General features: G+C 28.0%; 15 protein-coding genes. 5 read left to right on the top strand and 10 right to left on the bottom strand.

The window, feature by feature from the left end:
- Positions 1–36 precede the first annotated feature (36 nt).
- The 3 genes from uraH to CQA69_RS06475 are packed head-to-tail and all read left to right on the top strand — an operon-like array spanning position 37 to position 2,142.
- A complete protein-coding gene (gene uraH, locus CQA69_RS06485; RefSeq protein WP_137620976.1) occupies positions 37–453 on the top strand; it encodes a hydroxyisourate hydrolase in 417 nt (138 codons plus the stop codon).
- A 16-nt stretch (positions 454–469) separates the two neighbouring features.
- Complete coding sequence (locus CQA69_RS06480; RefSeq protein ID WP_137620975.1) at positions 470–1,816, top strand: class II 3-deoxy-7-phosphoheptulonate synthase; 1,347 nt, start codon at positions 470–472, stop codon at positions 1,814–1,816.
- A complete protein-coding gene (locus tag CQA69_RS06475; protein ID WP_137620974.1) occupies positions 1,810–2,142 on the top strand; it encodes an arsenate reductase family protein in 333 nt (110 codons plus the stop codon). Before CQA69_RS06480 ends, CQA69_RS06475 begins: the two co-directional genes overlap by 7 nt.
- 21 nt (positions 2,143–2,163) lie before the next feature.
- On the opposite strand, the gene CQA69_RS09285 is transcribed toward CQA69_RS06475, so the two are convergent.
- The gene (locus tag CQA69_RS09285; RefSeq protein WP_281275586.1) at positions 2,164–2,403 is read right to left on the bottom strand and encodes a SelT/SelW/SelH family (seleno)protein; all 240 of its coding nucleotides are present in this window, start codon (positions 2,401–2,403) and stop codon (positions 2,164–2,166) included.
- A gap of 146 nt (positions 2,404–2,549) precedes the next feature.
- Here CQA69_RS09285 and dnaE point away from each other — a divergent pair, with 146 nt between their 5' ends.
- Positions 2,550–6,149, top strand: a complete 3,600-nt coding sequence (dnaE, locus tag CQA69_RS06465; protein ID WP_137620973.1) for a DNA polymerase III subunit alpha — start codon at positions 2,550–2,552, stop codon at positions 6,147–6,149.
- A gap of 3 nt (positions 6,150–6,152) precedes the next feature.
- Here the strand turns inward: dnaE and CQA69_RS06460 are convergent, their stop codons facing one another.
- The 5 genes from CQA69_RS06460 to CQA69_RS06440 all read right to left on the bottom strand — a co-directional run bounded on the left by CQA69_RS06460 (position 6,153) and on the right by CQA69_RS06440 (position 10,126).
- The gene (locus tag CQA69_RS06460) at positions 6,153–6,779 is read right to left on the bottom strand and encodes a YggS family pyridoxal phosphate-dependent enzyme (RefSeq protein WP_137620972.1); all 627 of its coding nucleotides are present in this window, start codon (positions 6,777–6,779) and stop codon (positions 6,153–6,155) included.
- Positions 6,780–6,834: 55 nt separating this feature from the next.
- Positions 6,835–7,584 carry a flagellin C gene (gene flaC, locus CQA69_RS06455; protein ID WP_137620971.1) on the bottom strand — a complete coding sequence of 250 codons (750 nt, stop codon included), beginning with the start codon at positions 7,582–7,584 and terminating at the stop codon, positions 6,835–6,837.
- A 35-nt stretch (positions 7,585–7,619) separates the two neighbouring features.
- Positions 7,620–8,057 (bottom strand): DUF4149 domain-containing protein, encoded by a 438-nt coding sequence (locus CQA69_RS06450; protein WP_137621031.1) that lies wholly within the window; start codon positions 8,055–8,057, stop codon positions 7,620–7,622.
- 84 nt (positions 8,058–8,141) lie between these two features.
- Entirely contained in the window at positions 8,142–8,942 is an 801-nt protein-coding gene (locus CQA69_RS06445) for a HemK/PrmC family methyltransferase (RefSeq protein WP_137620970.1), read from the bottom strand.
- Positions 8,939–10,126, bottom strand: coding sequence for a M48 family metallopeptidase (locus CQA69_RS06440; protein ID WP_137620969.1), 1,188 nt, complete (start codon positions 10,124–10,126; stop codon positions 8,939–8,941). Before CQA69_RS06440 ends, CQA69_RS06445 begins: the two co-directional genes overlap by 4 nt.
- Positions 10,127–10,257: 131 nt before the next feature.
- Between CQA69_RS06440 and CQA69_RS06435 the strand changes: the two genes are divergently transcribed.
- Positions 10,258–10,440, top strand: a complete 183-nt coding sequence (locus CQA69_RS06435) for a molybdenum cofactor biosynthesis protein (RefSeq protein ID WP_137620968.1) — start codon at positions 10,258–10,260, stop codon at positions 10,438–10,440.
- 3 nt (positions 10,441–10,443) lie between these two features.
- Here the strand turns inward: CQA69_RS06435 and mog are convergent, their stop codons facing one another.
- The 4 genes from mog to CQA69_RS06415 form a co-directional block, all read right to left on the bottom strand.
- Positions 10,444–10,980 (bottom strand): molybdopterin adenylyltransferase, encoded by a 537-nt coding sequence (gene mog, locus CQA69_RS06430; RefSeq protein WP_137620967.1) that lies wholly within the window; start codon positions 10,978–10,980, stop codon positions 10,444–10,446.
- Between the two features lie 12 nt (positions 10,981–10,992).
- On the bottom strand, positions 10,993–11,982 hold the full coding sequence (corA, locus tag CQA69_RS06425; protein WP_137620966.1) for a magnesium/cobalt transporter CorA: 990 nt from the start codon (positions 11,980–11,982) through the stop codon (positions 10,993–10,995).
- Positions 11,983–12,114: 132 nt separating this feature from the next.
- Positions 12,115–12,867, bottom strand: a complete 753-nt coding sequence (locus tag CQA69_RS06420; protein ID WP_137620965.1) for a transporter substrate-binding domain-containing protein — start codon at positions 12,865–12,867, stop codon at positions 12,115–12,117.
- A 260-nt stretch (positions 12,868–13,127) separates the two neighbouring features.
- The gene (locus CQA69_RS06415) at positions 13,128–13,880 is read right to left on the bottom strand and encodes a transporter substrate-binding domain-containing protein (RefSeq protein WP_137620965.1); all 753 of its coding nucleotides are present in this window, start codon (positions 13,878–13,880) and stop codon (positions 13,128–13,130) included.
- Positions 13,881–13,971: the final 91 nt, after the last annotated feature.

Here is a 13,971-nt window from a genome sequence, read left to right as displayed (position 1 = left end):
TCAAAATGTATTAAAATTATTTATTAAGGAGAAAAAATGTTTTCGGTTAAAAAAATTGTTGCGTTTTTAATTATTAGTGTTCCATTATTTTTAAATGCTGCACAGTATCAATTGAGTACCCATGTTTTGGATATTATTTCGGGAAAACCTGCACCTAAAGTTAAGGTAGAACTTTATAAAATGGAAAAAAATCAAAAATGGCAGAAAATAGGTGAAGAATTTACAAAAGATGATGGAAGAATAGGCGATTTTTTACCTTATAGTAAACCAGAAAATAGGGTAAATGGAATTTACAAGCTTAAATTTTACACTAAAGATTATTATATGTCTCATAAAATTGATACGTTTTATCCTTTTATAGAGGTTAGTTTTGAGCTTTCTAAGGATCAAAAACATTATCATGTCCCAATCACTCTTTCTCCATTTGGCTATTCTACCTATAGAGGAAGTTGAGAGTTAAAAATTTATTATGAAATGGGATATTAATTCTTGGCGTAATTATCCTGTTAAGCAGCAACCTATTTATCCAAATCGAAAGGATTTGGATAAAGTTTTATCTAAGCTTCAAAAACTTCCACCTTTAGTTTTCGCAGGAGAGGTTAAAGAACTTAAAAAAGCTTTAGTAAAAGTTTCACAAGGGGAAGCTTTTTTGCTCCAAGGTGGAGATTGTGCAGAAAGTTTTAAAAATTTCGGTGCTGTTAATATACGTGATATGTTTAAAATTTTGCTTCAAATGGCTATAGTTTTAACATTTGCAGGCGGATGTCCTGTAGTTAAAATCGGTCGTATAGCTGGTCAATTTGCAAAGCCAAGAACAAGTGATTTTGAAGAGATTGATGGAGTTCAACTCCCTAGTTACCGTGGAGATATTATTAATGATTTTAAATTTGAACAAAAATCTAGAATTCCTGATCCTAATAGAATGATTGAGGCTTATTATCAAAGTGCTGCAACTTTAAATTTGTTACGTGGTTTTGCTAAGGGTGGTTTAGCGGACTTGCATGAAGTGCATCGCTGGAATTTGAGATTTTTGAAAAAAAATAAATTACATAAACAATATGCTGATATGAGTGAGAAAATTTCGCAAGCTTTAAATTTTATGGAAGCTTGTGGTATTAATACGCAAAATACACCCAGCTTAAAAGAGGTTAGTATTTACACCTCACACGAAGCTTTACTTTTACCTTACGAAGAAGCTTTAACTAGAGTAGATAGTTTAAGCGGAGAAATTTATGATTGTTCTGCTCATATGCTGTGGATTGGTGAGAGAACCAGAGCGCTTGATGAAGCACATGTTCATTTTTTAAGTGGAGTGAAAAATCCTTTAGGTGTTAAAATGGGTGCAAATATTAACGCTGAAGATATTATCGCTTTAGCAAACTCCTTAAATCCAAATAATGAAGAGGGTAAGTTAAATATTATTTTTCGTATGGGAGCTGAAAAAATCGCTCACAATTTGCCAAAAATTTTTTCTAAGCTTAAAAGTGAAGGTTTAAACTTAATTTATAGTATCGATCCTATGCACGGAAATACTACAAAAGTTGGTAATTATAAGACGCGTGAATTCGATAAAATTACTCAAGAGATAAAAAATTTTTTTGAAATTGCAATTAGTGAAGGAGTTTATGCTGGGGGAGTACATCTTGAGATGACAGGTCAAAACGTTACAGAATGCATAGGTGGTGCGTGTAATATTACAATGAGAAAATTAAACAAGCGTTATAAAACCCAATGCGATCCGAGATTAAATGCAGATCAAGCTTTAGAGCTTGCATTTTTAATTGCAGACTTATTAAAAAGGAATAGAGAATGTTAAAATTTTATGGTATAAAAAATTGCAATAGTGTTAAAAAAGCACAAGATTTTTTGTCTAATAAAGAACTTAAATTTGATTTTTTTGATATTAAAAAATTAGATGAGAAAACTTTAGATGATTGGCTTAGTAAAAGAGATATTTTAGAATTTATAAATACAGCCGGTACAACTTCTAAAAAGCTCGGACTAAATAAAGATAAAATTATTAATTTAGATAAAAACGATTTAAAACAAATTGTATTGAATAATCCAAGCTGTATTAAACGTCCTATAATAGATAAAAATGGACAAATTTACATAGGAAAAGAATATGAGAGTTTTTTATAAAAATTAATAAAGCATAAAGATTTATGCTTTATTAATTAGCTTGCTTATCTCTCCATCGTAAGGAAACCTTTCGCTTTCACAATTTATCAATTGCATTTTGGAAAAAATAATTTTAGAATCAATTTCTACGATAAAATCACCTTTATTTCCAATTACAAATTCAACTTTGACATCTTTAAAATTACTTTTTAATTCTTCTGCAACCCTTGCAGCTTGTGGGCGATAATTTCAAAGATTGCAATAGATAATTTTAATTTCCATTTTTGTACTTCACCTTTCTTATATATTTTGACATCATTATATTAGAATTTATCTTGATTTTAAATTTAAAAAATAATTTCTTAGAAATTCAGGGATAAAAAAATATAATTTTGTTATAAGGCGCTATAGAATTTTAAGGATAAATAATGAGTCAATTTACGCATTTGCATTTACATACCGAATATTCTTTGCTTGATGGGGCGAATAAACTTAAAGAATTAGCTAAAACTTTAAAAGAACAAGGTGCTACAAGTGTAGCGATGACAGACCATGGCAATATGTTTGGAGCAATTGATTTTTATCAAACTATGCGTTCAGAAGGCTTAAAGCCTATTATAGGTATCGAGGCGTATTTGCATAATCATGAAGATATTTCTGATAAAAGTTCTCGTCAGCGTTTCCATCTTTGTTTATATGCAAAAAATGAAGTTGGATATCAAAATTTAATGTATTTAAGCTCTCAAAGTTATATCAAAGGCTTGTATTATTATCCGCGTATCAATAAAAAACTTTTAGAAAAACACAGTGAAGGACTAATTTGTTCATCAGCTTGTTTACAAGGGGAAGTTAATTGGCATTTAAATGTTTATAGCGAGAGAAATGTTCGTTTTGGATCCAAAGGTTATGAAGCAGCAAAAGAAGCTGCTTTATGGTATAAAAGTGTTTTTGGAGATGACTTTTATTTAGAAATAATGCGTCATGGCATTAACGATCAAAGAATGATAGATGATGATATTATAAGACTTTCTAAAGAATTAAATATCAAAATAATTGCCACAAATGATACTCATTATACCTTCAAAGAAAGGGCTGCTGCACATGAAGTTTTTATGTGTATTGCTATGGGTAAAAAGCTTAATGATCCTGATCGCTTACGTCATAGTGTACATGAGTTTTATGTAAAATCCCCAGCACAAATGAATGAGCTTTTTGCTGATATACCAGAGGCTATTGAAAACACACAAGAAATTGCCAATAAATGCAATCTTGAACTTAATTTAGGAAATCCAACTCCTCCAAATTTTAAATTTGCAAGAGAATATGCCAAGGAATACGATATTGATTTACCTTGTAAAGAAGAAGAATTTAATTTCGATAATGATGATATAGTTTTTGAAACTTTGTGTCGTAAAGGTTTAAATGAAAGACTTGAATTTATAGATAAGGATAAACACCAAAATTATAAAGATAGACTAGAGCTTGAGATTAAAATTATTAAAAATATGAAATTTTCTGGTTATATGCTTATAGTTCATGATTTTATCAAAATGGCAAAAGATAAAGGAATTCCAGTAGGTCCTGGAAGAGGATCGGCCGCTGGAAGTTTAGTCTCGTATGCTTTAAAGATTACAGATTTAGATCCTATCCCTTATAATTTACTTTTTGAGCGCTTTTTAAATCCCGAGCGTGTTTCAATGCCTGATATTGATGTTGATTTTTGCCAAGATCGAAGAGGTGAGGTTATCGATTATGTTATTGATAAATATGGAGCTGATAAAGTGGCTCAAGTTATTACTTTTGGTAAGCTTTTGGCACGTGGAGTTATTAGAGATGTTGCAAGAGTTTGTGATATGAGTATTTCTGATGCAGATGAGCTTGCAAAATTAATCCCTGAAGAACTTAAAATTACTTTAGATTCAGCTTATAATAAAGAACCAAAAATTAAAGAATTTATAGAACACCATCCCAAAGGTCATGAGGTATGGGAGTATGCTAAAGCTTTAGAGGGACTTAATCGTAATGCAGGTATGCATGCGGCTGGAGTAGTGATTTCTAATGAAAGTTTATGGAAAAAAACACCTCTTTTTAGACAAAGCAAGAATGATGAAAGACATTTAGTAACTCAATATTCCAAGGATCATTTAGAGGATGTAGATTTAATCAAATTTGACTTTTTAGGCTTGAAGACCTTAACTTTAATAGATAATGCAATCAAACTTATAAAGAAACGTTACAATAAAGACATACTTTGGGAAAGTATTGATTTAAATGATATTAAAGTTTATAAAACAATACAAAGTGGAAATACTTTAGGAATTTTCCAAATAGAATCAGGTGGAATGCAAAGCTTAAACGCAAGATTAAAACCGGAACGCTTTGAAGATATTATCGCAGTTTTGGCACTTTATCGCCCAGGGCCTATGGAATCTGGAATGCTCGATGATTTCATAGATAGAAAGCATGGTCTTAAAAAAATAGAATATCCTTTTAATGAATTAAAGGAGATTCTTGAGCCAACTTACGGTGTTATAGTTTATCAAGAACAGGTTATGCAAATAGTGCAAATCATAGGCGGATTTTCTTTAGGTGGTGCTGATGTTGTCCGTCGTGCTATGGGTAAAAAAGATCCTGAAAAGATGAAAAAACTTAAAAGTGAATTTGCTGATGGAGCCCAAAAACAAGGATATGATCGAACAAAAGCAGAAGAACTTTGGGAATTAATTGTTAAATTTGCAGGTTATGGTTTTAATAAATCACATTCTGCAGCTTATGCACTTATCACTTTTCAAACCGCTTATTTGAAAACTTATTATCCTAGCGAATTTATGGCAGCTTTACTTACTAGCGAAGAAAATAATGTAGATAAGATAGCTGTTTATATTGATGAGATGAAAAAAATGAATATTAAACTTTTACCTCCTTCTATTAATAAGGCCATACGTGAATTTAGTGCGGTAGAACAAGAAGATGGGAGAGATGCTATTGTTTATGGACTCGGCGCTATTAAGAGTGTGGGAATTCCTGCGGTTGAAAATTTACTTGAAGTAAGAGAACGTGGAGAATTTAAAGATATAAACGATTTTTTAAATAGAATTGAACCTGCTAAAATTAACAAAAGAACTTTGGAAAGTCTTATCAAAGCAGGGGCCTTTGATGAATTTGGTTATACAAGAAAATGCCTATTCGATAATTTAGAAAATCTTTCAGAAAGTTCTCGCAAAATGTCTGAAATAAGAAAAAATGCAGCCAGTTCTCTTTTTGGAGAAGATGAACTTTCTACAGGCTTACAAGCGAATTTGTTAGTTAAAAATGAAGAATTTGAAATTATAGAGAAGCTTGATTTTGAAAAAGAAATTTTAGGAATTTATGTTTCAGGACACCCATTAGATCGTTTTTATGAAAAATTCAAAAATATTGATTATATAAAGAGTATTGATTTTACTTCTCTTAAAGGCAACGGTGAAATTTTAAGCATAGGTAAAATTGAAAATTTTAAAACTATGATGAGCAAAAATAATAAACGCTATGGAAAACTTGAAATTTTAGATTTTTACTCCACTTTCGATGTTACTGTCTTTGAATCCAATATAGAAGAAATAGAGAATATATTTAAAGATCAAAATCTTAAAAATGAAGCTTATGGATTTTTATTAAATTATAAATCAGACGAAGGTAAAATAGATAGTTTTTCTCTAAGATCAATTAAAAAAATAGAAGAATTAAATGAAAAAGATTTTAAGGCAATTAAAAAATTTATAAACAAAAAAAATCCTGATGATAAAGAATTTACAGCTGAACCTAAAGAATTTGAAAATAATATTATTGAATTAGATCTTTCGAGATTAAATCGAGAACTTATTTATGAAATTCATGATATAGCAAGAAATGCCCATAACCCAAACGAAAAAGGAAATAAAAAACTTGTTTTAAAAATTATTAGCACTGGCTCGTGTTTGCTTTATCATACTGATTTCATAATTTCTGAAAGTATTAGCCAAAAAATTATGGAAAAATATGTAGGATAGTTTTTAATTTTTAAATAGAATACTTCCTAATCTAACCATATTTGAGCCACATTTTATTGCTAATTCAAAATCGTTGCTCATTCCCATGGAGCAAATTTTGGCTCCATATTTTTGCAATGCTTCATAAATTTTAAATGTTTCTTCAAAGCTTTGTTTTATTTCCTTTTGATTCTTGCTATGTTGTCCTATACTCATAACTCCACAAAGATTTAATTTTGGGCATTTTTCTTGAATTTGCAAATATTCTTCTATTGCTTTATTTAGTTCAATTCCACTTTTGCTTGTTTCATAAGCACTATTGATTTCGAGTAAAGTATCAAGCTTATAATCAAGTCTTTTATTTACAGCTTCTGCAATTTTTAAACCATTACAAGATTGCCAAAGTATAGGTTTTTGTTTAATCAAAAGATTGATTTTATTGCTTTGTAATGTTCCTATAAAATGCCATTTAATATCTAAATTTTGATTATCAAGAATTTCTTTTTTTTGAGCTAGAGCTTGAACTTGATTTTCTCCAAAATGATCAATTCCTAGATGAAAAAAATTTTTAATTGTACCAGAATCAACATACTTACTTGCAGCAATCAAGCGAACATTTTTTGTTTTTTCAAAGATCTCATTAAGTTTCATATATTTTTAAGCTAGAGTCCTGAAGAAGGACTCTAAATAAATTTTTCTAAAGCTATTATTGTAACAAATTTGCAATTTTATTTTGTAATTGCATATTTGATTGAGCAGCTACAAAAGCAGCAGCATTTTCTTTTAGATAATTGGCATTAAAATCATTGACATTTTGCGCCATATCGTTATTTAGTAAATTGTTTTCAGCTGCCTTTGTATTTATGCTATTTTGTACACTAGCATTAATATTGGAAGTTATAGCATTAATACCAGATCCAATTTCACTTCTAAGGCTGCCAAGTTGATCCATAAAGGTAGCAATACTACTTTGATCATCTATGCTAAGTTCATCTGTAGAAAGCGAATTTAAATTTGTTGTTTCAGTTCCGCTGCCTACAACAAAATCCATAGTTTGAAATACATTCTTTCCATTATAAGTCGCATTGTTAAAAGAATCATTAATAGAATCTTGTATGCGCGTAGCTTCTGTTCTTAGCATACCTTTTTGAGAATCATTCAAAGCAGCATTATTCATTCTAACTGAAAGCTCATTCAACCTATCAGCACTTTGAGAAATATTAGTTAAGCTAGCATCAGCAATTTGCAAAACTCCAATTGCATCATAAGCATTTGCAACACCTTGATCTATAGTGCTTGATTGAGATCTTAATGAATCAGCAATCGCTAAATTTGCACTATCAACTCCACTGATGGCACGAACTGCGGCAATATTTTCTAAAGCCTTATCGCTAGACTTTTTAGCATTATCTAAGTAATAATTTTGTTGCATCATAGTAGCATCAGAGATTACCATAGCTTACTCCTTATCGTTTTAATCTTAATACTATATCATTTTTTTACTATTTTAAAGCTTAAAAAATATAAAAATATTTGCATTATTAGAATAATTTTAATTGTAATTTCACTTGCATTATGAATACTTGCAAAATCAGAACTACTAGTAGCTTGTTCTCCTAAGGTCTGCATAGAGATAATTTGATTTGTGAAATAAAATACAAATACTAAACTTAATATCAAAATCAGTATACTTAGTATTAGTTTTGAAAATTTTAACTGAAATTTAACTTGAACTTTAAAACAAGATAAAATTTCAAATAATACATTTATAGTTGAAATAATAATCAATAATTGTCCCATTTTTATAAAAATTTGTGTCATCAAAATTCCGCTTTGAAAATGACTCAAAATGCCTTCTCCGATAAAATTTTGTGGATAAAAAATTATAGGTGCGACAACAATTCCAATTATCAGCTCGATACCTATCATACTTGCAAGCAAGAATAAATTAATAGCTTTTAACAAGATATACTCCAAAATTAATTTTTATACCTACATCTTAACAAAGCAAATTTACCACTTGGTAAATTTAGCAACAAAAGCACGATTGTATCCGAGTTCATCTTTAAAAAATAAGCCTTCAAAACCATATCTATTTAAAATTTTATTTAAAATTTCTTTTTGATCGTAGCCAAATTCACAAGCTAAAAATTTTACGTTTTTAAGTTGGCTAAATTTAATTATTTTTTCTAAAATTTCGTATCCCTCTTCTCCACCAAATAAAGCTTCTCTTGGTTCACTTTGTACCCAAATATCTATAGGGTAGGAATTTTTTATATAGGGAGGATTTGAAAAAATAAAATCATAATTATCTTTTAATGTGGAAAAATCACAAAGTTTAAAATCGATTTGCTTTTCAACTCCATAAATCTTTGCATTTTCTTTAGCAATTTTTAAGGCTTTTGGGCTAATGTCACAAGCTGTGATATAAATTCCTAATTCTTTAGCTAAAATAATACTTAAAATTCCACTACCAAATCCTATTTCTAAAATATTTTCAAATTGATATGTTTTACACAAATGTAAAATTTGAGAAAGCAATATTTCGCTATCATATCTAGGAATTAATACTCCTTTGTCTATTTTAAATTCTAAACCCCAAAAATTTGCCTTTTTAAAAAGGTATTCAAAAGGTTCTCCTTTGCTAAAACGATCTATGAGTTTAAAATAATCTTTTGGATTAAAATCAAAATCTTGATTTAAAAAAAGCCAAGTTTTGTCTTTTTTTAAATACTCGCAAAGTATAAAAATAGCTTCATCTTTATGATTAAGAAGCTTAGTTTTTGCTTGTTTTATTACCTCTTTTATAATCAAGAAAGAGCCTTAATTCTATCATAAATGCTTGGATGGCTAAGATAAAAAAAAGTATAGATTTTACTCATTTTAACAAAGGCTTTATTTTCTTTAGCTAGTGCTAAAAGTGCATTTTTCATATCTTCTTTGTTTGTAACTTTAGCTCCGTGTAAATCAGCAGCAAATTCATTTTTTCTACTCATAAAATTCAATAAAGGTGAGATTAAAAAAGTAAAAATATTACCAAAAATTAATAATAATGCGAATACTCGAGCATTAACATTTTCTAGATGAGCTTCTATATATAAATTTTGAGGTAAGTGTGCAAAAACAAAAAAAAGTAAAAAAACCATAAAAGCACTATTGAATAAATTTTTTAAAATATCTTTATGAACAAAATGTCCAAGTTCGTGCCCTAAAACGGCTAAAAGTTCTCTTTCATTTAAAGCTTTTATTAGGGTATCAAAAAGCACTACTCTTTTGCTTTTAAAAAGACCTCCAAAATAAGCATTAAGTCTTTTATCTCTTTTACTCGCATCTATTACGTAAATACCATTTGCTTGAAAACCGCATTTTGTCATTAAAGATGAAATTTTGTTTTGTAAATTTTCATCTTCTAGTTTTTGAACTTTATTGAAAATAGGAGCAATTAGGGTAGGATAAATAAGATTTATAATCAAAATAACAAGAAATGAAAAAATAAAAGCAGCAATCCACCATATTGAATTAAAAAAATCGTAACAAAAAAGCAAAGCATAAATGATCAAAAAACCAAATATTAGTGTTAGAAGAATAGTCTTGAAAAAATCTTGAATAAAAATTTTTAGAGTCATATTAGAAAATCCGTGAGCTTTATCTTTGATAAAGTTTTCATATAAATTAATAGGTAAATTCACAAGGCCTGTTATAAGTAAAAATGCTAATAAAAATAAAGTGTTTTCAAATCGTGAATTAGTCTCAATAAAAAATTCTTTAAGATAGTAAAAACCAAACCAAATCCAACAGACATTGACTATAAATGTATATAAATTAGAGAATAATTTAAATTTCTCGTTTTCTATAGCAATATTAGCAGCAGTTATATACTCATTTTCGCTTAAAATTTGAGCCTTCTTGCATCTCTCTTGCTTTAAAAAATAAATTTGTTTGTAAGAAATTAAAGATAATAAAATTATATAAAGAAATAAAATTGCAATTAAAATCATATTTTTCCTTTCAATAAAGACATTTTTTTGACAATTTTAACTTAAAATTAATGAAATAAAGTTAATAATTTTTAAGAATTTTATTCTTATAATAGTAGGTATAAAATTTTTTAATTATTTTAAGGGCTAAAATGTTTAAGAAAAAAACTACTCAAAAACAGATTTTAAAAGCTAAAGTTTCATTTAATGATGCGATTTTAGACGATAGACTTTTTGAATTTACAAAAAAAATTCAAAAAATTAGCAAAAACGAGGATTCGGCAAGTTTACTCGCTAGGCAACTAAGCAAACTTATTAAAGCTAATAAATATTAATCATTAGCATTTTTTCTTTGGGCGAAATACATTAATAACTTCTTCATTATTTTCTATATAAGAACTACCAATTAAATCTAAACAATACGGAATAGCTGGAAATACAGGTTGTAAGCATTCTGCTATGGCTTTAGGATTTCCAGGAAGATTGATAATAAGGGTTTGATTGCGAATTCCTGCTGTTTGTCTTGAAAGTATGGCAGTAGGAACAAATTTTAAACTTTCAAAACGCATTAATTCACCAAATCCAGGTATCATCTTATCACATACTGCTTCAGTAGCTTCTGGAGTTACATCACGCAAAGCTGGTCCTGTACCTCCACTTGTAATAATCAAATCACATTTTTGCTCATCAGTCAAATAAATCAGTTTTTTTATAATCAAGTCATAATCATCAGGGATTAGTTCTTTACAATAATTAATTTCATTTTTTATGTATAAATTTAATATTCTTTCAATTTCGCTTGTTGCTTTATCTTCATATATTCCACTACTAGCACGATCGCTAAGAGTTAAAATTCCAATTTTAACTATGTCCATATTTTCTCCTTTTTAAAGCCATCCTTTTTTTTTGAAAAAAACTACAGGTAATATAATAGAAACAATCATAATAAAAAGTATAATAGGGTAAGCATAATGAAGCTCAAGTTCAGGCATAAATTTAAAATTCATTCCATAGATTGTTCCGATTAAAGTCGGTGGCATCATAGCAACTGTTGCGACAGTAAAAAGTTTAATAATTTTATTTTGTTCTATATTTATTTGACTTGCTAGTATAGTTTGTATATTATCCAAGATATTAAGCTGAGAAACACTAAATTCCACCAAGGAATTTAAGTCCTTAAGAACTATAGTTAAATTTTGTTTGATGTCTTTATCGATTTTATCGCTTTTTAACAAAGAAGTTATAGCTCTGCGTTTATCAAATAAAGAATCTCTTACACGCATATTTAATTCTTGCAAGTTTGAAATATCTTTGAGCATTTCATCGTAACTATATTCACTCTTCTTTTTAAAAACATTTATTCTTAAGTGTCTTGCTTCTTTGTCTACCCATTCTAATAAGTCCGCGTCTTTTTCTACACGTACTTCAAACATTTTATCTATGATATCATAACCATCTTCAAAATTTTTAGGACTTGCGAGAATTCTTGCTTGAATTTCTTCAAAAGTGCTAAATTCATTATATCTTATTGTAAATAAGATATTTCTAGTTGTGGTAAAAGTAACTATTTCCGTGTTAAGTTTGATGGGACTTGCATCATCTTTAAGATTTTTAAAATCTCTTATTAAAAAATGAGCATTGATTGTAATGGTTGCGTTATCTTCCCAATATTTAGCACTAAGTTCAATTTCTTCACTTTCTTCTTTTGTTGGAAATTCTAAATTGAAATGATTTGCAATAAAAGTAATTTCATTCTCATCAGGATAAAGTAAATCAATCCATAAAATATTCTCAGGTAATTTTTGCATACCTTTATTTAAACTAAAGTGAATTCTTTGAACCAAAGTATTTTGTGCTTTTGTGTAAATATAAAGCATAATTTATTCCTTAGAAAGATAAACTTTAAAATTATAGCTTTAATTTACTTAAATTTTATAATGATAGAGATATCTTTAATTTTTAGAAAAAAATTAAAGATATTTTTAAACAACGAAAGCTAAACTTCTTTATTACTCCAGACCATATTTTTCAAGAAGTTTTTTATAGAAACCACCGGCTTTTAATTCATCTATACTTTTATTAAATTGAGATAAAATTTCCTTATGTTTATTTTTATCAAAAGCAAAACTAAAGCCTTCACTATCATCATCTTCTTGATAGAAAGTTATCAATTCTGGATTTTCAGCAAGAAATCCTTTTGCTACATCTTGATCCATTACAATTGCATCTATTTTATTATTTTTTAATGCTAAAATTGCAATATTTAAATCTTTATTGCTTTGAATTTCTGCATCTTTAATTTTTTTTGCAGCATCTTCTTGTAAGGTTCCAAGCATTACTCCTATTTTTTTGCCCTCTAAATCATTTTTTGAATTTAGTGCATCATTAGCTTTTAACTTAATATAAAGATTTTTACTTTTAAAATAAGGTTTGGTAAAATCAACATTTTGTCTTCTCTCGTCAGTTGCACTCATACCAGAAGCAATCATATCTATTTTTTCTGCCTTTAAAGCTGGAATTAAACCATCAAAATTAGCTTCAACCCAAGTAATTTTAAAATTATTTTTTTTAGCAATTTCTTCTACTAAATCCACATCAAATCCTGTAAGTTTAGAGTCTATTTTATAATCAAAAGGTTTATAATTTGGGGCAATCCCAACCTTCAGATTTGTAACTGTTGAGCCTTTATTAGAATCATTACCGCAAGCAATTGTCAATAGAGCAATAAATGCAAGTGTTAAAAATTTGAATATTTTTTTCATATAAATTTACTCTCCTTTTTTAATAATATTTTCAACATTTTAAATTTTTAGAGTCTAGATTTTAGCATTTATTTATTTATGTTTTAATTAATTTTTGTAAATCTCTGTCAATAATAAATATAAAGCATAATTTATTCCTTAGAAAGATAAACTTTAAAATTATAGCTTTAATTTACTTAAATTTTATAATGATAGAGATATCTTTAATTTTTAGAAAAAAATTAAAGATATTTTTAAACAACGAAAGCTAAACTTCTTTATTACTCCAGACCATATTTTTCAAGAAGTTTTTTATAGAAACCACCGGCTTTTAATTCATCTATACTTTTATTAAATTGAGATAAAATTTCCTTATGTTTATTTTTATCAAAAGCAAAACTAAAGCCTTCACTATCATCATCTTCTTGATAGAAAGTTATCAATTCTGGATTTTCAGCAAGAAATCCTTTTGCTACATCTTGATCCATTACAATTGCATCTATTTTATTATTTTTTAATGCTAAAATTGCAATATTTAAATCTTTATTGCTTTGAATTTCTGCATCTTTAATTTTTTTTGCAGCATCTTCTTGTAAGGTTCCAAGCATTACTCCTATTTTTTTGCCCTCTAAATCATTTTTTGAATTTAGTGCATCATTAGCTTTTAACTTAATATAAAGATTTTTACTTTTAAAATAAGGTTTGGTAAAATCAACATTTTGTCTTCTCTCGTCAGTTGCACTCATACCAGAAGCAATCATATCTATTTTTTCTGCCTTTAAAGCTGGAATTAAACCATCAAAATTAGCTTCAACCCAAGTAATTTTAAAATTATTTTTTTTAGCAATTTCTTCTACTAAATCCACATCAAATCCTGTAAGTTTAGAGTCTATTTTATAATCAAAAGGTTTATAATTTGGGGCAATCCCAACCTTCAGATTTGTAACTGTTGAGCCTTTATTAGAATCATTACCGCAAGCAATTGTCAATAGAGCAATAAATGCAAGTGTTAAAAATTTGAATATTTTTTTCATATAAATTTACTCTCCTTTTTTAATAATATTTTCAACATTTTAAATTTTTAGAGTCTAGATTTTAGCATTTATTTATTTATGTTTTAATTAA

This window comes from Campylobacter estrildidarum (assembly GCF_005406205.1).
Lineage (GTDB): Bacteria > Campylobacterota > Campylobacteria > Campylobacterales > Campylobacteraceae > Campylobacter_D > Campylobacter_D estrildidarum.
The sequence above is the reverse complement of the archived record's forward strand: the minus strand, read 5'-3'. Positions and strand labels throughout refer to the sequence as shown.